Here is an 18,128-nt window from a genome sequence, read left to right as displayed (position 1 = left end):
CTCGTGTTAGGAAGCTCACAGCCTTGGCCTCCCTCTCTGTAAACCGTAAAAATGTTCTCATGTCCTTATCGTTACTTTTTCGCTCATGTTTATTTGTTAACTCATTATACTCGCATAAAAAACAAAATCAATACTATTTTTTAATTATTTTAAATTTTAAATTTTCAATCTTAAAAACTATAAAAAAAACACACTCATCCCTAGGAAAGGGACGAATGTGTTTTCGTGGTTCCACCCTTGTTCCAACCTAGACTTACTTTCTTCTAGATTGCTCAAGTTCAGATAACGGCTGATACCGTCAATAATTACTAGATTACTCGTTCACTATTGAAGTTCAAAGGTGGTAAGATCATTTTTCGTGTTAGGAAGCTCACAGCCTTGTCTTCCCTCTCTGTAAACCGTAAAAATCATCTCATGTCCTTATCGTTACTTTTTCGTTCATGTCTATTTGTTAACTTATTATAGTTATCAACTTTTCAAAAAGCAAGCCTATTTTTCTTCACAATTTTTAAGAATATGAATAATTATATTTTAAAATAACAAATCATCTAATACAGATTTATTCTCTTGCACATATATTCATCACATACAAATTAGCAATATTTATAGTTAAAGTCTCACTCTAAAACGTTTAGAGTTTCATACTTCAACACTATATTTAAAAAATAATTTTTAATACAATCTTTCCCTATAACTTTCTTCTAAAGAACGTGCAACTTCCTCTTCTGAAGCATTCACTTTCGCATGCTCCATTAACATTTTCGGTGCTGAAGGTAGCTCTGTTTTATTTAACCATGACTCTGGATCCCACATTTTTGAACGAATAAAAGCTTTTGCACAATGAATATAGCATTCTTCTATTTCAACAACAATTCCAAGTAACGGATTGCGTCCATTCGCCTGCATTTCTTTCAAAATTTCTTCATCGTTCGTAATATATGCTTTACCGTTTATTCGGAGTGTTTCCCCAAGACCCGGAATAAAAAAGATTAACCCTACGTGCGAATTTGAAATTATATTTAAAATAGAGTCTATACGACGATTACCCGGTCTTTCTGGGATGATAATTTTATTTTCATTTAATACATATACAAATCCAGGTGCGTCTCCCCTCGGCGAAGCATCACACTCTCCGAATTTATTTGCAGTAGATAATACTAGAAAAGGCGATTTAGACAGGAAATCTACACAATGGTGATCAAGTGATGAAATAACTTTTTTCAAAGCCCGTTCACTTGGTTGCCCCAATATTTGTCGTAATTCTTCCTCAGTTGAAATTATTGATTTTATTTCCTTATTCTCTATCTTCACTAATAATCACTCCTTTTTCTTTATTTTCCCAAAATTCAATACAAATATTGTATAATAAAATTTGCAGAAAGGGGAATTAAAATGACAGAGTGGTTAACAATATTTGATCCTGAAAGAAATACACTTGGAAAGAAATTACGTGATGACGTGCATCGTGACGGTGATTGGCACGAAACATTTCATTGCTGGTTTGTAGAAAAAGATGCTGAGGATATGTTCTTATATTTCCAATTACGCTCTAAAAATAAAAAAGAAGCTCCGAATATATGGGATATTACATCAGCTGGACACATTATGCATGATGAAGATGTACAAATTGGCGGTCTTCGTGAAATTGAAGAAGAATTAGGACTTTTCTTTCAAACTACTGATCTAACATACAAAGGAATCTATAAAATAGATTATGAAATTTCAAATCTTACTGATCGTGAATTTTGTCATATGTATTTTCACAATGTAATAAAGCCACTTCCATTTGCACCAGGTGAAGAAGTAGACGATGTGATGAAAGTACATGCAACTTCTTTTCTACAACTATTAAGAAGAGAGATTTCATCTTTAACGACTAATTCTGTTTTAAACAGTAAACCGATAACAATAACATTTGAAGATATTTATCCGTATGATCTTGAATACTATGAATTTGTTGTAGAACAAGGCAAAGAATTGCTAAAAAATAATAGTTTGTAAATAAAATATGACTCCCAGCTAATAATACTCGGGAGTCATGTTTTTTCCATTATTTCTCAAGTTTCTTTAAGCTTTTCTCTACTCGTATGATTAAACGTATAATTAACAATAGCATGACAGCCATAATCACTGCTGTTGTATGGGGATATCTAAACAATATACTAATAACACTTCCAATTAACATCATAATAAATCCATTTTGATTCATCACTTCTGCACTATACTTGTTACCCGCATCCCATAATTCCTTATTTTTCATTGATCGTTTCGTACGGTAACCGTATGCTGCGTTAATATCCGTTGGTGGATTTTTTTGAAGAATAAGTGCGGCAAGTATAAATATAATACCAATCAATATGCTTATTCCTATGTTTACTAGTGCATACATCAATCATATCCACCTCCTAACTTACACTTTCATTATACTATACAACTTTACATGTTCCAATTATTAACATTTTCACTTTCTCTCTTTAGATGTCTGGAACATACTTGGAAGTGTTACAAAACGCGCTCCTTTCGTTTTTAACTGTGGAATGATTTTGTCTAGCGCCTCTACTGATCCTTGTAAATGTCCACCTGGAGTTGAATGTTGAAGTATAACACTACCTGGAAATGAATTCCCTAACACATTATTTGTAATTGTATCAGCACTTACACCTTTCCAATCAACCGTATCAACACTCCACTGTACAATCATAAAATTTTGTTCTGTCGCCCACTTCAATTGATTTTCAAGTATTTCACCGTAAGGCGGACGTATAAACTTCGGTGCATAACCAGCTAAACGATTTAATATTTCTTCCGTTTTTATAATTTGATTATGGTACTCAGCCTCATTTACTTTCGCTAAATTCGGATGACTATACGTATGATTACCAATTACATGCCCTTCATTAGCGATACGCTTTACTACATTTGGATACCTTTCTGCATTTTCACCAAGCAGGAAAAAAGTAGCTTTTACATTATGTTGTTTTAACTTATCTAAAATTTTTGGCGTAAATACTAAATCTGGTCCATCATCAAATGTAAGAGCCACTTCTGCTTTATTGTATGGTCCTGAAAATGCATACGCATATTTTTCGGCCCACGAAAATGGTGTCCATGACCCTCGATCCTCTTCTTTCATTTCGGCTTCATAATTTTGAGGAACATGTAATGCGTATGGCATCGCATTTACATAGTCTCCATAATAAAATGAATGATATGGCATATAAGCATACGAAATATTGCGTTCTAGCCCCAAAGGAAATGGAACGAACATTTCTGGTGAATAAAAATAATACATGATAAAAACCTCCCTAAAATTTCATATGTGATTCAGCTGCACTTTGTTAGAGAAATTCTTATTCATGAACAAAAATAAGACTGTCCGTAATTAGGACAGTCTTATTGATTTATATACTTAATAAATTACTTTACTATCTTTCGGTAATTTTCTTACATGCTTTAAATAACTCGACACTTTGTCATCGGCATCTTGCGGATATTGATATTCATAAGTGTTAGCAATTTCGTTCGAAACTTTCCTAAATAAATCACCCATTACGAAAAATGAATCCCAAATGTTTTCATATTCTGCATTTGAAAATGTCCTTTTAAACTGCTCCCAGACATCTTTTTCAACATATTGTTCGAAATGCTTTCCAAACTTCCCAGCATTAACTGTAAACTCTGTTTTCATACCGATATGCCACTCTAGCATTACAACCAACATATCTCGTACAGGGGCTTCAAGCATCCCTTTCGCATAAGAAAGTTCCTCGCGCCACAATCCTTTCCCTACATTTGTACTGCACCACCAAAATTCATTACAGCAATCCAAAAACTCTTTTTCTGTAGGCTTTTTTATCGTGTAATCATTATCGTTTGCTGGTGCAAACTCGCCAATACAATTATCTTTATCAAGTAGCAATTTACTTAAACTATCCTGTCCAATAAATTTATTTATTAAATCCACTGGAACTAGCATTAAATCAATCCGGTTTCCATCCATAAACTGCATTAAATACGGAAATTTCCCGTCTTCATCCGCTGGAACTAACGACATTTCTTCCGGCATTTGCACAATCATTATTTCTCCAAATCTATTAATCCAACTATGATTACACGTAAAAGATTGTATATCTTTTACAACATAAATAATATCATAGTCTTGAAAACAATCTTTTTTCACATTTGGATTCACACGTGACCCATTCATGATGACAGCTCGAATTCTTTCATCCTCTTTTGCTGTATTTATAATTAAGTCTAGCATTTCTTTTTCCGTTCTCATCTACTCACAACCTCCAATTCTTTAATATAACATATAGCGTTATGTATATCGGAGGGCCACGAGCTAACTGCGTTGTACACGATACACGTTATAATTGTTCAAACATCTTTTTCATTCCACTTATCTCCTTACATCATTCTTTAACGACTGCCATTACAAATCCATCGTATCCTTTACTTCCGACAGTTTGAAGCGCTGTAGCACTTACACGTGGCTCAGCAGCTATTATCTCATAGAAACGACGTATCCCTTGTACACGAGGATCGCTGCTAGTATTGTCAATAACTTCTCCTTCACGTACTACGTTATCCCCAATAATTACAGTACCAGGGCGTGATAGCTTCATTGCCCATTCAAAATAAGCAGGGTTATTTTGTTTATCCGCATCTATGAAAATAAAATCAAATGGTTCATACTTCTCATTTTCTATTTGTTTTAAAGAATCTAACGCTAATCCTACTCGTATTTCTATTCTATCATTCAAATTGGCACGTTCAATATTGCTCCGTGCAATTTCAGCATGCTTTTCACTTGCTTCTAATGTAACAATTCGCCCTCCAGATGGCAATGCTCTTGCAAGCCATATAGTACTATATCCGCCTAGAGTGCCAATTTCTAAAATGTTACGTGCTCCTTGAATTTGTACTAATAGTTGTAAAAACTTCCCTTGAGTCGGCGATACATCATGTACTGGCAAATTAGCTGCAACGTTTGCTTGAAGAACTTCTTCTAATGTAGAATCTTTTGGTATTAATACATCACTCATATATTGATCAACAGCCGTCCATTTCTCAATTGTACTCATGTAAATACCATCTCCTTCAATTTTCCAATGCTTTTCTACCATTCACATCTGATTATACCAAAAATTCTGTCCTATAAACAAAAAGAAAGAAGGGACACCCACTCCATTACAGAATAGATATCCCTTCTTTTGTTTATAAATTTATCCCTTACGGATTAGTAGACCAAAGTCCTGCTGATTTAATAAATGTACGTTTATTTAATTTCAGCTGCGCTACGATAAACTCTGCAATATCTTCCGCTTGCATTACTTTATCAGGGTTTCCATCAGTTAATCCTAAGTCTACAGCCATGTCAGTTGCTACTGTACTTGGAGTTAAAGCTGTTACACGGATATTATGTTTACGAACTTCCATTGCTAACGATTCTGTTAAACCAAGAACACCAAATTTAGAAGCACTATATGCACTCGTTACAGGTGCACCTTTTTGTCCTGCTGTAGATGAAATATTAATAATATCACCAGATTGTTGTTCAATCATACTTGGTAAAGCTGCACGAGTTGCATAGTATACACCCATTAAGTTTACTTGAATGATTTTTTCCCAATCAGCAACGTCTAATTCTAAAAACTTACCGAATTTAGAAATACCAGCGTTATTAATTAAAATATCGATAGATCCTAAACCGTTTTTTAATGTTTCAATTGCAGTAGTTACCTCTTCATATGAAGATACGTCAGCAGTCGCAATAACAGCTTTTACGCCTTCTGCTTCTACTTCTTTCGCAACTGCTTTTAAGTTTTCTTCTGAACGAGCTAAAAGACCAACATTTACGCCTTCTTTCGCTAATGCGATCGCTACAGCGCGACCAATCCCTCTACCTGCTCCTGTAATTAAAGCATTTTTTCCTTGTAATAATTCTGCCAAGTGTAACACTCCTTAATCTTCTCAGTTGTTTATTATATTAAAAGTGTATCTATGTTTATGTAAAAAGGCAATGATGCACTTTTATGTGCGTAGGTTACTTATAGGTAACTATAGTAATGGTAAATGCATTTTTAAAGAAAAATAGTGTTAGAAGGCCTCCTTCTAACACTATTTTTCTTCATGATTTGGAATACGCACAATAAATTCTGTACCATTTCCTTCTACACTCTCAACTTTTATTTTTCCTTGATGAAGGTCGAGTACTTTTTTTACAATTGCTAGACCTAATCCACTTCCTCCATAAGCACGGTTTCGTGAAGAATCCGCTTTATAAAAACGTTCAAAAATATGTTGTTTCTGTTCTTCGGATATACCAATTCCCGTATCATGAATACTTACTTCCAAGAATTCCTTATGTTCTTTTAAATGAATTGTAATCGTGCCACCATTTGGTGTGAATTTAATACTGTTATGAATTAAATTAATCCATACTTGGCTCATACTTTCTTTGTCTGCAGTAACACACACTTTATCCATATCGAGATCTAACTCAAGTCCTTTTTCATCCCAAAGAGGCTCACTATTTAACACAATTTGTTTCAACTGTTGATCTAATCGATAAGTGGCTCTTTCTGGTGAATACTCCTCTGACTCTAAAAGTGTTAGCTTCAATAAATTTTGACTCAATTTAGATAATCGCGTTGTTTCAGTTTCAATAATAGTAAGATAATGTTTTCTTTTTTCAACTGGTAGATTATCATCTTGTAGTGCTCGAGCAAATCCCTTAATAGATGTTAATGGCGACTGTATTTCATGAGAAACATTCGATACAAATTCTTGTCTCATTTTCTCCATTGCATTAAGTTCATCCGTCATATCGTTAATACTTTTTACAAGCACACCAATTTCGCCATCATACTTTTCTTCATTCCGTATTTTTACAGAGAAGTCCCCTTTTGCAATTTTTTGTATCGGTTCAATGATCGTCCAAATCATCGCCTCTCGCTTCGGTCTCATTAAAATCCCGATTAATGTCCAAATAAGAACGATAAAAACAAAGCCGACCATATCACTAATTAGAAAACTAATAAAAGGCGATACGTTTATTTCAAAAGCTTTCATTAGACTAGACGATACAAAAAAGGCTATTGACCAAATTATAGTAAGAAAAGCAAAGAGCGCTACTATCGCCCCTATTACTTTTAACATCTTTATCTTACTCATTCTTTCTCTTTTTCTCATTTACTTACCTCTAAGCGATACCCTAAGCCCCTTATCGTCCTTATACTAAACTTCGATAGCTCTTCTTGAAACTTTTCACGCAACCGATTAATATGAACGTCTAGCGTGCGTTCATTCCCTTCAAAATCATATCCCCATACGTCTTCTATTAATTGCTCTCTTGAACAAGTTCTTCCCGCTTTAGATCCTAATGTAAAGAGCAACTCAAATTCTTTTAGCGGCAGCGTCACCGTTTGTTCTCCGGCGTTAACTTCAAATGTTTTACGATTTAACAGTACATTCCCAACTTGAATAGATTGCGATACTGTAATTTGGTAACGTTTCAATAATGCCTTCACTCTCACAACTAATTCCAAAGGATCAAATGGTTTTACAAGATAATCATCTGTTCCGAGGTGAAATCCTTTTACTTTTTGAGATGTTTCACCTTTAGCAGTCAGCATAAGAATTGGGATATCATAGTATTTTCTTAATTCATAACATAAATCAAACCCATCCATATTTGGCATCATAATATCAAGAATCGCCATATCGACTTTCACTTCTTCTATTTTTCGAAGAGCATCTAATCCATCAACGGCCTCATATGTTTGAAAACCTTCTCGTTCCAAAAATACAGAAACAAGTTCTCTAATGTGCGGATCATCATCTACAATTAAAATTTTGGGTATCAAGGAATCATATCCTTTCTGCTTAACATACTTTTTGGCACTCTAAAATCAACAATCAGTGAAGTGCCCCTTCACTGATTGTTTTCATTCTATAATGCTCCTTCTTTAATTTTCAATTGTTGCATTGCAAATTCACGGTACATGTCATGTGTCCGTAATAACTCATCATGTGAGCCACTTCCTGTAAGATTCCCTTTTTCAATAAAGATAATTTTATCTGCATCTACAACAGTAGAAAGTCTATGCGCAATAACTAAAGTTGTTCTACCTTTCATTAAGTTATTTAACGCCTTCTGAACAACCGATTCCGATTTACTATCAAGACTTGAAGTCGCTTCATCTAACATAAGGATTTGCGGATTTCGTAGTAACGCTCGAGCAATCGCAATTCGTTGTCTTTGCCCTCCAGAAAGCTTCACACCACGCTCTCCAACTTCTGTTGCGTATCCACTTGGTAAATCATGAATAAACGCATCAACATACGCCATCGCTGCTACTTTTTCAATTTCTTCATCCGTCACTTCACCCTCAACACCGTAACAAATATTATCACGAATCGTTCCATCAATTAACGGACTATCTTGTGAAACGTAACCAATTTGACGTCGCCATGATTGTAATGAATATGCTGTAATTGGTTCTTTCCCTAATTTTATGAAACCACTAGTTGGCTCATAAAAACGTTCTAACAGCGAGAATAAAGTTGTTTTTCCGCTACCACTTGGTCCTACAATCGCCGTTACTTTTCCAGATTCAATCGTGAAATCGATATTTTCCAACACTTTCTCTTCTTCGTTATACTCAAAATGTACATTTTCAATAACGATCGACTGCTTCGCATTTATAACATTCATACCTGTTTCATGATCTTCTACTTCATATTCTAAAATCGTATTAATTCTTTCGGTTGCACCAATTGCTTTTTGGAACTGAGTAAAGAACATAGATAACTGACTCATCGGCATAATAATTTGAACTAAATACAAAATAAATGCTACAAGTTCACCTGTTGTTAATGCACCACTAGAAACTCGCATTCCACCATACCCTACGATAATAACAAGCAATGCCATTAAAACAAACGACATAACAGGTGAAATTAATGCTTGCACTTTTCCTTCTTTCAAACCAAATTGCAATAATTTTTGGATACCTGTATTACCTGTTTCATATTCTTTTTTTTCCGTATTTGAAGATTTTACTAAACGAATTTCTGATAGTACTTGTGTTAATACACTAGTAAAAGAAGCCGTTTCATCTTGAAGTGCTTTTGAAATCTTATACATTTTCCGTCCAAGTGGAACTAAAATTAGTACCGATAATGGAATAACCGTTAAAAGTAAAATTGTCATTTTCCAGTCTAAAACAAATAATACAATTAATGACCCAATAATTGAGATACCGCCTGTTAATAAGTTTGACAAATGCTCAGAAATTAATGTTTTAACAACACCTGTATCATTTGTCATACGACTAATTGTATCTCCCGTTCTGTTTTGATCATAATAAGACACTGGTAAAATAAGTACCTTTTTCCACAATCGTTCTCTAAGTCCAGCTACAATTTTTTGTCCAATATAATTCAGTAAATAAATTGACAATCCTGCAGCAATTGTTTGAATAATAAAGAATGCAATTAATCCAACAATTTGTCCCGTACTAATTGAAGAAAGTGAAAAATTATCAACTAAACCTTTTGTCAGCATTGGAATAAACAAACTCGCTCCAGTAGAAAGTAAGCTCATTATTAATGCAAAAATAAGAATGCCTTTCGGTGGATTTGTATCTTGAATGAGACGTAAAAACTGCCTCCAATTCCCTTTTTTCTTTTCTGTATTCCTAACTTCCATTGTCGTTCATCTCCTCGTTATAAACAAAACTATTCTTTCTAAAACTAGAATACGCTATAAATGTAAACTGAATGTAAACACACTTTTTTCTAATTTTACAAAATATACATATAAACTCATCTTTACAACAAGTATAAATATCTGATATTATTACCTGGTACTTATTATTATTCTATGTAAATTATAGACTACGCATAGAAAATATATAACTAATTTTATCAATTAGCTAATTTAAAACACTATATAAATCTCCAGCATTGAAAGGAGTATCCTTTTTGCAAACAAATAAACATTCCGAAAAGGAAACAATCATTTTTATTCATGGATTAGTTGGAAATCGCCGCGCCTTCAAAAAAGAGCATAAACGATTTTCTGCCTCCTACAACATTATAACTTATGATTTATTAGGTCACGGCGACGATAAAGGAGAAGCTATCGACTTTTCAATACAGCGCCTCGTAGATCAATTATTGAACTTGTATGAAAAAGAGGGAATTAAAAAGGCTCATATTTGTGCTCTAAGCTATGGCTGTTATATCTCTACGACATTTGCACAAATGCATCCAGAAAAAGTATTGAGTATTTGTCATATTGGTGGACATTATAATAACCCTTCCCGTTTATATAATGTTTTTCAGAAATTTTGGGAAAAACGCGGTGATGAATATTCATCTTGGCTTTCTCAGTATGCTAGTACTATTTTTCCAAGTGGAATACTAAGGGCAAATCCGTTCGCTGTTATTTCACGAAATATTTATTACCGTTTCGGATTACAATTACACTCGTCCATTATTGCTGAGTCATTACGACATCGCTTAGAATTCGACTTGAAATCTAAATTAAAAGCACTTCCCCATCCTATATTATGGGTGATGGGAGAACATGATCATCTCTATAAATCTTGTCTCTTTGATTTGAAGTCCATTCTTCCGAACGTTTTATATAAAGAAGTTCCATTAGCAGGTCATGCAGCAAACTTATTCCGTCCAAACTATTTTCATGATTTATATGCTAAGTTTTTGCATGGGAAATTGACATAAAGTGAAACTTTAATCAGCGGGGGTTTGTCCATCCCCCGCTGATTATTATCCCGCAAATAGCAGGATAAATACTACTATACTGTTAGTTTATCCAACTATGAAAAAGGCTTCCCAAGTTTCCCTGGAAAGCCTTTTCTCTATACGAAAAGTATATAAAATACTTTTTCTTAGTATGCTTTTGTGTAACCTAATAGGTGCTTACTCCAGTAAGAGTTGCTTACAGAGCTAATGCGTACACCAGTTGCGTCAGTTTCTGCACTGATGAACTGTCCATTACCTAAGTAAACGCCCATGTGAGAAGGACCTGATTTATAAGTATTTTGGAAGTATACTAAATCACCTGGTTGTGGATTGCTAGTTTTTGTTTTAGAGCTCCAGTATCCAGCAACTGTTTGACGAGCGCCTTTATGACCAGTTTGATTTAATACGTAGTGAATGAATCCACTGCAGTCAAAACCAGCAGGTGTTGTACCAGCAGTTCTGTATGGTGAACCATTTAAAGATCTAGCGAATCCAGCGATTGAAGATGTATCTCCACCTGTTGGTGCTGTTGGTTTTTGTACTTGATTAGTACCTTCGTTACCACCAGTAACTACATTGTTCACTCCGCCTTTTACAAACTTCACAAAGTCTGCACTTACGTAACCTGTACGGCCGTTATGGTTAATTTTATACCAACCATTTTCAGCGCCAGTAACGTTTAATACTGTACCGTTTGTTACCCCACCAATTACAGGGTTATATGTAGCTGGACCTGTACGTACTTTTAAAGCACCTGTGTTAACAACATATGATCCACCAGTTTGAACTGTAGTAGTATTGTTGTTGTTGTTTGTAGTTGGTTGCTGTGTTTCGTTAGATACAGCTGAACCACCTTTTGTTACGAAGTCTTTGCTTACGTATCCAGTTCCACCATTGAAGTTAATTTTAAACCAATCTTGAACTTCACCTACAACTTGAACTGTTTTACCTTTATTTACAGAACCTAAAACAGTATGAGACGCGCTTGGGCCTGTACGTACATTAAGTGAAGAAACGTTTACTGTGTAAGTACCTGTTCCTTGCTGAACAGTAGTAGTAGTTCCTTTATTGCCACCAGTTGTTACGAAGTCCCCACTAACATAACCTGTTTGACCGTTTACACTAACTTTGAACCAACCGTTTTCTTGTCCAATTACTTGAAGTACTTGACCTGATTTCACTTTAGAAATAACGTTATGTCCTGTACCAGCACCTGAACGTACATTTAATACATCAGCTGTTACTGTGTATTTTAATTCAGAAGTTGTTTCTACCGTTTTTGTTTCAGTTACAGTCGTTTGAGTTTGAGTTTGTCCATTAATTTCTTTTAGCGCATCATTTGAAACTTGTGCATGAGCAGAATCCATTCCAGGAACTGCTACACCTACTACAGATGCTGCTGCTAAACCTGCGATTACTTTTTTCATAAGTTGTCTTTACTTCCTTTCCCTACTATCCTCTTGAGAAAACTATAAACTTAGTACTTTACAATATTATCAAAGTAAAATATTCATCCAGTTCCATTTTTTAGCAAGAGTTTTATTTTTCACACATCATTTATTTTAAACGATTGAAGTGAATTTAGTGTGAACTTCATGTGAACTTTATCATTAAACAGTGTGTTTTTGCAATGCTTTTTTCAAATTTCTTATGTATTTCATTGAAAATTCGACATTCCACTCATTATCTTAATATATATTTTTCTTTTGCTATCCACTTTAAAAAACTCTATTAATCTAATACAATGCAAAGAATGTATTTTCTAGTAAAGTCCCTTCCATGAAGCATACTCTTATCATGACAAAAAATGCTTTTTTTATCAATAGTATAATATTTTCAGAAAACTTTTTTTGATATTATCCATCGTTTTTAAAAAGATTTGACGATTTGTAAGATTTAACTCCAAAAATTCTGTTCTAATTTGACGAAAATACACATTCCACTATCTATTTTTCACTATCCATGGAATTTTCAGGATATTTATATTATCATATATAAAGTAGGATTTTAATCCATACAAATTTTATTCACCCCACACTGAAACCAATCGAACTTTTACAGGTCGGTATTCTATACGTATCATTGAATTTTGATATGGAAGCCTTACTGCCCGCAAATAGTGAGATAAAAAAAGGAGATATATTTATGAAAAACATAATAGATGATCCTATAAATAAAAATATAGAACTGTACTATGCTTTTTTTCAATTCGTTTCAATTATAACATTACAAAAAGTATCAACTATTGAAACACGTAAAAACAAATTAAAAAATCAGATTAAAAATTCCTACAAAAAAAATCCTTACTACTTATAAAAGGTGAACAGATTATATCTCTGTTCACCTTTTATTTTTTATTTTATTTGTAAATTTTCACACGAGTTTCTAATGGCTGATATTCTTTATCTCCTGCCGAAACTACCGGTTTACCAAATGGCATTTGCGCAGTTAACTTCCAGTTTTCAGGTACATCCCATTCTTTTTTTACTTCCTCATCAATCAACGGATTATAATGCTGTAGTGTAGCACCAAAACCTTCAATCTCTAATGCTGTCCAAATCGCAAATTGCAACATTCCAGAAGATTGCTGAGACCATGTAGGAAAATTATCTTTATATAGTGCAAAGTTCTCTTGCAAACTTTCTACTACTTTACTATCTTCGAAATACAAAACTGTTCCATAGCCACTTTTAAATGCATTCATTTTCTCTTCAGTAGGTGCAAAATTATTTTCAGGCACAATTTTTCGTAACGTTTCTTTCGTAACATTCCATAATTTGTCGTGTTGTTCACCTAGTAATACAACAACTCTTGCACTTTGAGAATTAAAAGCCGAAGGTGTATGTTTCACAGCATGATAAATCACTTCTTGAATTCTTTCATCAGAAACTACTTGCTCTTTACTAATCGCGTAAATAGATCTTCTGTCTTCAATTGCTGAGTAAAAATCTTTTGCCATTACAATTCCCTCCAATTTTCATTTGAGGCAGTATCATATGTACGAAGCATATAATGCCTCTCGAACTTATTATTAATAAGTTCTTAACTTAATAATATCAACAAACAAAAACAAACTCAAATGATATCACTTGAGTTTTCACTTCCTATACGTCAAAGAATAAAAAAACAGTTTATTGTCACCAAAATCAAGGTTCAATAAACTGTCTGTCTTATTTTTATAACAATCTAAATTACTTCTTTCTTCACCTAATTAAGCAATTGAAATGCATAGGACATTAATTTATTTGTTTCTGTAAAACGTTTTATTTTACTTTTTGTCCCCATAACAACTGTAATAACACGATTATCGCCTTGTTTTGCAGTACCTGTAAAACAATACCCTGCGCTATCTGTAAACCCTGTTTTTAATCCGTCTATTCCTTCTATATATAAAGCTTTATTATTTTTGTTTAACATCTCATTTGTGCTTGTAACATTAACATTATTAAATGCTAACTGACTTTGACGTAAGTGAGTCACTTCTAATATCTCTGGATAGTCTTTTATAAGATGATACGCTAATTTTGCTACGTCAGCTGCTGTCATTTTTGTTTCACTTCCGTCGGGCTCCTGCAATCCGGAAGCATTCGCGAATTTAGCTTTATCTGACATTTCTAACTGCTTTGCTTTTTCATTCATAAGTTGAACAAAGTTTTTTTCTGTCTTAGCTACATGTTCCGCTAAAGCGACAGCCGAATTATTAGCCGATTCAATCATTAACGCATGATATAAGTCCTTAACAGTTAATGTATCATTTGCTTGCATCGGGATTTTTGCACCCTCTGTTTGTGCCGACTTTGCACTTATTTTCACTGGATCTTCCCAGTGGACTTTCCCATTATGTATACTCTCTAAAACGAGATATGCTGTCATCATTTTTGACATACTAGCAGGGGCAACAGCTTCATTTTCATTATTTTGATAAATAACTTCTCCATTACTCGCATCGATAATAATAGCTGCTTTTGCATCAATTTCTGGTGGTATATATTTTGGTGGAACTACTTTTTCAGATAGCCCTGTTTTAGGTAGCTCTGCCACTTGTAAAGGCTGAGTATCTACTTTTGTTTCACTCTTTTGAACCCCTTGGAAAAAGAACCAACATATACCCAGAATTACTACTAATAGGATTGTTAATCTTCCCCATTTTAACCGCTTCATTCTAAAACTCCTTTAGCAAACCTTTTATACACTCATGTTTAACCATAACAACAATTACTTTATATCGTCAAGGTAAAAAGTATATTTATTCATCTACAGCAATTATAATTTCAACCTCGTTCTCTTTTTCATATGTGTTACACTAAAAACAACAAAATATAAGAATATTCAATAACATCGTACCACAAAAACACTATATAATAGAAAGGATTTATACAAATGATACTTCCAAAATCATTAAAATATGGCGATACAATTGGCATCTACTCTCCCTCTTCACCAGTAACCTATACTTCGCCAAAGAGATTTGAGCGAGCAAAATTATACTTAGAACAGAAAGGTTTTCATATATTAGAAGGTTCACTAACAGGTCAATATGATTATTATCGCTCCGGGAGCATTAAAGAGCGTACTGATGAATTAAATGACTTGATTAGAAACCCTAACGTCTCTTGTATCATGTCGACAATTGGGGGACTGAATTCAAATTCATTACTACCTTATATTGATTATGAGACTTTTCAAAAGAATCCTAAAATAATGATTGGCTATTCAGACACAACAGCATTATTACTAGGAATTTATGCAAAAACAGGAATTCCTACATTTTATGGTCCAGCACTTGTTCCTTCTTTTGGTGAATTTGAGCCTTTCGTAGATTGCACGTACAAATATTTTGCGGATACTTTATTAACTGATCAACACCTTCCTTACAACATAAACCAGCCGTTATTTTGGTCAGATGAATTTATTAATTGGGAAGAAAAAACGAAAGAAAAAGATCTTCGACCGAACAATTGGATTTCAGTAATTGGTGGGAAAGCTACTGGACGTATTATTGGTGGGAATTTAAATACTATACAAGGTATTTGGGGTAGCCCCTATATGCCACTTATTCAAGATGGTGACATTCTCTTTATTGAAGATAGCTCAAAAGATGCAGCTACTATCGAAAGAAGTTTTTCATTACTTAAAATTAACGGCGTTTTTGATAAAGTTTCAGGTATCATCCTTGGAAAACATGAGCAATTTGATGATTGTGGTACAAATAGAAAACCTTACGAAATATTATTAGAAGTATTACAAAATCAAAAACTTCCTTTTCTAGCCGATTTTGATTGTTGTCATACTCATCCAATGATTACTTTACCAATAGGTATTCAAGTAGAGATGGATGCAACAAATAAAACGATACAAATTATAGAACAGTGGAAAATCTAACTCTACTAGCTCTATTATTTTCAGCTCTAAAGCTACGCATTGCCTTCTATTGTTTTACATTAGAAGACATGATACTATATATTTTGGAATGTGAAGAAATAAACAAAAATCATTTCAATATGCCTTTTATATATAATAAGAAGCTATTGATTATATACATCGAGTTTACATACGTGTATATAAAGTAAAAGAGAGTGAATATATGAAACCAACTATTAAAAACTATGTATTTTTACATGTGGCCTTCTTGATATATTCTATCATTATGGTTTACATGAAATGGGCATCTCAATTCCCTATTGCATCAATTTCATTTTTTATTGCTTACTTCGGACTTGTTGTACTTTTATTCGGATATGCAATTCTATGGCAACAAGTCATTAAGAACTTTGAAATTTCTAGAGCATATTCACACCGTGGGATTATCATACTATGGTCAATGCTTTGGTCAGTATTCCTGTTTGGAGATACGATACAGTGGAATCACATACTTGGCGCAGCTATTATTATCGTCGGAATTGTGGTGGTGACAAAAGATGAATAGTTATATGTTATTATTGATATTTGGGATAATTTTAGCCAATTACTCACAAATATTATTAAAAAAGGCTACTTTACAACAATACGATTCTAGAATAAAAGAATATGTGAATCCTTATGTTATCGTCGGCTACTTTTTATTTGTAATTAATGCCGGATTAAATGTGATCGCCTTAAAGGGCATGGCATTAAAGCAAGCATCTGCATTAGAATCATTAAGTTATATCATCATTTTAATTTTCAGTTGGTACTTCCTAGGGGAGAAAATCACGAAACGAAAAATCATTGGCAACATTATTATTGTCATTGGTGTAATCATCTATTGTATTCAATAACAAAAAGATCCGTTTATGATAAACGGATCTTTTTGTTATTGCCCTAAATTTTGAACCTTATCCTTCAAATCACGAACTTGTTCTATCGTCTGCATAAGCTCAGAGTTTTTAAACTGCTCTACATTCATTTTTCCTTCCTCTATCTTTGTCATAGATGTATCAATTAATGTATTTAACTTTTCATTATAACCGACGATTTGCTGGTGAAGATCCTTCGCTACATCTGGTGGTGTTAATTCATTAAAAGCTGGTATATCTTGTTTAATTTCTGTAAGTTTCGTTTCTAGTTCTTTCCGGGCTTCCCCATCCTTAACAGCCTTTTCAGCTAATGCTGGCGCTTCATTTGCAAATGCACTTATTTCATTTACATAGTCTGTCGCTTTTTGAGCGTAATCTATGGAGTTCTTCCCTTCCTCTACTAGCGAACATCCCATCAAACCAATTGAAACTACAATTGAAAGTAACATTGTTTTTGTAAACTTCATTTTTACCTCCTAAATAATTTCCATACTTTTATTCATTTATAAACACTTTATTTTCTTCTTATACACTTTATCACATCATATCTTATTTTTTTAATCTTCCTCTTATACATTCTAGAAAAATAATTATTATCCTGTTCAACATGTACCTCGAAACTATCTTCATTTAAATATAAAAACAGACATACTTATTTTCAGTACGTCTGTTTTCCAGGTACGTATAGCTCTCACTAATTAAAGTTTCTCTTTATCCTCTCACATGCCCTATTACTGTTATAATATCTATGTCTATATGTACACTAATAATATCTTCTATAATGTCCGTATATCCTTGGCCTAAAGGTGTTCCGTAATGTAATAAAATTTCTTTTTTTTCATAAACTGACTTCGGTACTGTAAAAATAAATTTCCTCATATTCCGCTCATCAGCAGGCTCCAAAATTAAAACAATGCCATCCTCTTCAAACATATAATCACGCCTTCCAACAATCCATTCACTATGGCTCAAGTATTGCCTTGAAAGGATAGGTTTTAAACACCCTTTCTAACAATATATAACCATTTCATGATCAAATAGCTTATACGGCTTATATGATTTCACCACAAATAC

20 protein-coding genes and 2 other annotated features (1 of these 22 running past the window's edge) are annotated in these 18,128 nt (G+C 33.6%); of the genes, 6 read left to right on the top strand and 14 right to left on the bottom strand.

The features are described from left to right. Positions 1 to 81 (bottom strand) — a binding site (T-box leader) (it extends 151 nt beyond the left edge of the window). Positions 82 to 204: 123 nt separating this feature from the next. Further along, positions 205 to 436, bottom strand: a binding site (T-box leader). A 236-nt stretch (positions 437 to 672) separates the two neighbouring features. Beyond that, a complete protein-coding gene (locus tag ABH955_RS16920) occupies positions 673 to 1,311 on the bottom strand; it encodes a pyridoxamine 5'-phosphate oxidase family protein (RefSeq protein ID WP_002012360.1) in 639 nt (212 codons plus the stop codon). Between the two features lie 81 nt (positions 1,312 to 1,392). Between ABH955_RS16920 and ABH955_RS16915 the strand changes: the two genes are divergently transcribed. Then, positions 1,393 to 2,001, top strand: a complete 609-nt coding sequence (locus tag ABH955_RS16915) for an NUDIX hydrolase (RefSeq protein WP_404456473.1) — start codon at positions 1,393 to 1,395, stop codon at positions 1,999 to 2,001. Positions 2,002 to 2,050: 49 nt separating this feature from the next. Here the strand turns inward: ABH955_RS16915 and ABH955_RS16910 are convergent, their stop codons facing one another. The 8 genes from ABH955_RS16910 to ABH955_RS16875 form a co-directional block, all read right to left on the bottom strand. Then, on the bottom strand, positions 2,051 to 2,389 hold the full coding sequence (locus ABH955_RS16910; RefSeq protein WP_242308932.1) for an SdpI family protein: 339 nt from the start codon (positions 2,387 to 2,389) through the stop codon (positions 2,051 to 2,053). 72 nt (positions 2,390 to 2,461) lie between these two features. Next, entirely contained in the window at positions 2,462 to 3,292 is an 831-nt protein-coding gene (locus tag ABH955_RS16905) for a peptidoglycan-N-acetylglucosamine deacetylase (protein ID WP_016094238.1), read from the bottom strand. Positions 3,293 to 3,409: 117 nt separating this feature from the next. Beyond that, positions 3,410 to 4,282 carry an aminoglycoside 6-adenylyltransferase gene (locus ABH955_RS16900; RefSeq protein WP_404456470.1) on the bottom strand — a complete coding sequence of 291 codons (873 nt, stop codon included), beginning with the start codon at positions 4,280 to 4,282 and terminating at the stop codon, positions 3,410 to 3,412. 133 nt (positions 4,283 to 4,415) lie between these two features. After that, positions 4,416 to 5,087 carry an O-methyltransferase gene (locus ABH955_RS16895; RefSeq protein WP_404456467.1) on the bottom strand — a complete coding sequence of 224 codons (672 nt, stop codon included), beginning with the start codon at positions 5,085 to 5,087 and terminating at the stop codon, positions 4,416 to 4,418. 148 nt (positions 5,088 to 5,235) lie between these two features. Then, on the bottom strand, positions 5,236 to 5,955 hold the full coding sequence (locus ABH955_RS16890; protein WP_000818985.1) for a 3-ketoacyl-ACP reductase: 720 nt from the start codon (positions 5,953 to 5,955) through the stop codon (positions 5,236 to 5,238). 168 nt (positions 5,956 to 6,123) lie between these two features. Then, positions 6,124 to 7,197, bottom strand: coding sequence for an envelope stress sensor histidine kinase HitS (hitS, locus tag ABH955_RS16885; RefSeq protein ID WP_404456464.1), 1,074 nt, complete (start codon positions 7,195 to 7,197; stop codon positions 6,124 to 6,126). Continuing rightward, a complete protein-coding gene (gene hitR, locus ABH955_RS16880; RefSeq protein ID WP_085310518.1) occupies positions 7,194 to 7,871 on the bottom strand; it encodes an envelope stress response regulator transcription factor HitR in 678 nt (225 codons plus the stop codon). Before hitR ends, hitS begins: the two co-directional genes overlap by 4 nt. 86 nt (positions 7,872 to 7,957) lie before the next feature. Continuing rightward, positions 7,958 to 9,718 (bottom strand): ABC transporter ATP-binding protein, encoded by a 1,761-nt coding sequence (locus ABH955_RS16875; protein WP_404491390.1) that lies wholly within the window; start codon positions 9,716 to 9,718, stop codon positions 7,958 to 7,960. 275 nt (positions 9,719 to 9,993) lie between these two features. On the opposite strand from ABH955_RS16875, the gene ABH955_RS16870 reads away from it, so the two are divergent. After that, a complete protein-coding gene (locus tag ABH955_RS16870) occupies positions 9,994 to 10,758 on the top strand; it encodes an alpha/beta fold hydrolase (RefSeq protein WP_404456458.1) in 765 nt (254 codons plus the stop codon). A gap of 167 nt (positions 10,759 to 10,925) precedes the next feature. On the opposite strand, the gene entFM is transcribed toward ABH955_RS16870, so the two are convergent. Beyond that, positions 10,926 to 12,206 (bottom strand): enterotoxin EntFM, encoded by a 1,281-nt coding sequence (entFM, locus tag ABH955_RS16865; protein ID WP_404456455.1) that lies wholly within the window; start codon positions 12,204 to 12,206, stop codon positions 10,926 to 10,928. A gap of 718 nt (positions 12,207 to 12,924) precedes the next feature. On the opposite strand from entFM, the gene ABH955_RS16860 reads away from it, so the two are divergent. Beyond that, entirely contained in the window at positions 12,925 to 13,095 is a 171-nt protein-coding gene (locus ABH955_RS16860) for a DNA mismatch repair protein MutT (protein WP_404456452.1), read from the top strand. Positions 13,096 to 13,138: 43 nt separating this feature from the next. On the opposite strand, the gene ABH955_RS16855 is transcribed toward ABH955_RS16860, so the two are convergent. Together ABH955_RS16855 and ABH955_RS16850 are read right to left on the bottom strand one after the other, a co-directional pair. Continuing rightward, positions 13,139 to 13,738 carry a nitroreductase family protein gene (locus ABH955_RS16855; protein WP_002141347.1) on the bottom strand — a complete coding sequence of 200 codons (600 nt, stop codon included), beginning with the start codon at positions 13,736 to 13,738 and terminating at the stop codon, positions 13,139 to 13,141. Positions 13,739 to 13,986: 248 nt separating this feature from the next. Then, positions 13,987 to 14,940: a D-alanyl-D-alanine carboxypeptidase family protein gene (locus ABH955_RS16850; RefSeq protein WP_404456449.1), complete on the bottom strand. Its 954-nt coding sequence runs from the start codon at positions 14,938 to 14,940 to the stop codon at positions 13,987 to 13,989. 219 nt (positions 14,941 to 15,159) lie between these two features. On the opposite strand from ABH955_RS16850, the gene ABH955_RS16845 reads away from it, so the two are divergent. From ABH955_RS16845 to ABH955_RS16835, 3 genes are all read left to right on the top strand, one after another. Further along, positions 15,160 to 16,161 (top strand): S66 family peptidase, encoded by a 1,002-nt coding sequence (locus tag ABH955_RS16845; RefSeq protein ID WP_404456446.1) that lies wholly within the window; start codon positions 15,160 to 15,162, stop codon positions 16,159 to 16,161. A gap of 202 nt (positions 16,162 to 16,363) precedes the next feature. Then, on the top strand, positions 16,364 to 16,705 hold the full coding sequence (locus ABH955_RS16840; RefSeq protein WP_002086172.1) for an EamA family transporter: 342 nt from the start codon (positions 16,364 to 16,366) through the stop codon (positions 16,703 to 16,705). Continuing rightward, positions 16,698 to 17,036: an EamA family transporter gene (locus tag ABH955_RS16835; protein ID WP_404456443.1), complete on the top strand. Its 339-nt coding sequence runs from the start codon at positions 16,698 to 16,700 to the stop codon at positions 17,034 to 17,036. The genes ABH955_RS16840 and ABH955_RS16835 overlap by 8 nt, the downstream gene beginning before the upstream one ends. 35 nt (positions 17,037 to 17,071) lie before the next feature. On the opposite strand, the gene ABH955_RS16830 is transcribed toward ABH955_RS16835, so the two are convergent. Continuing rightward, positions 17,072 to 17,521 carry a DUF6376 family protein gene (locus tag ABH955_RS16830; RefSeq protein ID WP_002135750.1) on the bottom strand — a complete coding sequence of 150 codons (450 nt, stop codon included), beginning with the start codon at positions 17,519 to 17,521 and terminating at the stop codon, positions 17,072 to 17,074. A gap of 244 nt (positions 17,522 to 17,765) precedes the next feature. Then, the gene (locus tag ABH955_RS16825; protein WP_002031341.1) at positions 17,766 to 17,987 is read right to left on the bottom strand and encodes a hypothetical protein; all 222 of its coding nucleotides are present in this window, start codon (positions 17,985 to 17,987) and stop codon (positions 17,766 to 17,768) included. Positions 17,988 to 18,128 lie beyond the last annotated feature (141 nt).

The organism is Bacillus sp. RC240, from assembly GCF_044907945.1.
Lineage (GTDB): Bacteria > Bacillota > Bacilli > Bacillales > Bacillaceae_G > Bacillus_A > Bacillus_A mycoides.
The sequence above is the reverse complement of the archived record's forward strand: the minus strand, read 5'-3'. Positions and strand labels throughout refer to the sequence as shown.

Bases quoted from the DNA above. Each gene is read 5' to 3' on its own strand.
- ABH955_RS16855 (WP_002141347.1), bottom strand. From the start codon at position 13,738: ATGGCAAAAGATTTTTACTCAGCAATTGAAGACAGAAGATCTATTTAC.
- ABH955_RS16835 (WP_404456443.1), top strand. From the start codon at position 16,698: ATGAATAGTTATATGTTATTATTGATATTTGGGATAATTTTAGCCAAT.
- ABH955_RS16900 (WP_404456470.1), bottom strand. From the start codon at position 4,282: ATGAGAACGGAAAAAGAAATGCTAGACTTAATTATAAATACAGCAAAA.
- ABH955_RS16875 (WP_404491390.1), bottom strand. From the start codon at position 9,718: ATGGAAGTTAGGAATACAGAAAAGAAAAAAGGGAATTGGAGGCAGTTT.
- ABH955_RS16905 (WP_016094238.1), bottom strand. From the start codon at position 3,292: ATGTATTATTTTTATTCACCAGAAATGTTCGTTCCATTTCCTTTGGGG.
- ABH955_RS16860 (WP_404456452.1), top strand. From the start codon at position 12,925: ATGAAAAACATAATAGATGATCCTATAAATAAAAATATAGAACTGTAC.
- ABH955_RS16825 (WP_002031341.1), bottom strand. From the start codon at position 17,987: ATGTTTGAAGAGGATGGCATTGTTTTAATTTTGGAGCCTGCTGATGAG.
- ABH955_RS16845 (WP_404456446.1), top strand. From the start codon at position 15,160: ATGATACTTCCAAAATCATTAAAATATGGCGATACAATTGGCATCTAC.
- entFM (WP_404456455.1), bottom strand. From the start codon at position 12,206: ATGAAAAAAGTAATCGCAGGTTTAGCAGCAGCATCTGTAGTAGGTGTA.
- ABH955_RS16915 (WP_404456473.1), top strand. From the start codon at position 1,393: ATGACAGAGTGGTTAACAATATTTGATCCTGAAAGAAATACACTTGGA.
- ABH955_RS16840 (WP_002086172.1), top strand. From the start codon at position 16,364: ATGAAACCAACTATTAAAAACTATGTATTTTTACATGTGGCCTTCTTG.
- ABH955_RS16830 (WP_002135750.1), bottom strand. From the start codon at position 17,521: ATGAAGTTTACAAAAACAATGTTACTTTCAATTGTAGTTTCAATTGGT.
- ABH955_RS16850 (WP_404456449.1), bottom strand. From the start codon at position 14,940: ATGAAGCGGTTAAAATGGGGAAGATTAACAATCCTATTAGTAGTAATT.
- ABH955_RS16910 (WP_242308932.1), bottom strand. From the start codon at position 2,389: ATGTATGCACTAGTAAACATAGGAATAAGCATATTGATTGGTATTATA.
- ABH955_RS16895 (WP_404456467.1), bottom strand. From the start codon at position 5,087: ATGAGTACAATTGAGAAATGGACGGCTGTTGATCAATATATGAGTGAT.
- hitS (WP_404456464.1), bottom strand. From the start codon at position 7,197: ATGAGAAAAAGAGAAAGAATGAGTAAGATAAAGATGTTAAAAGTAATA.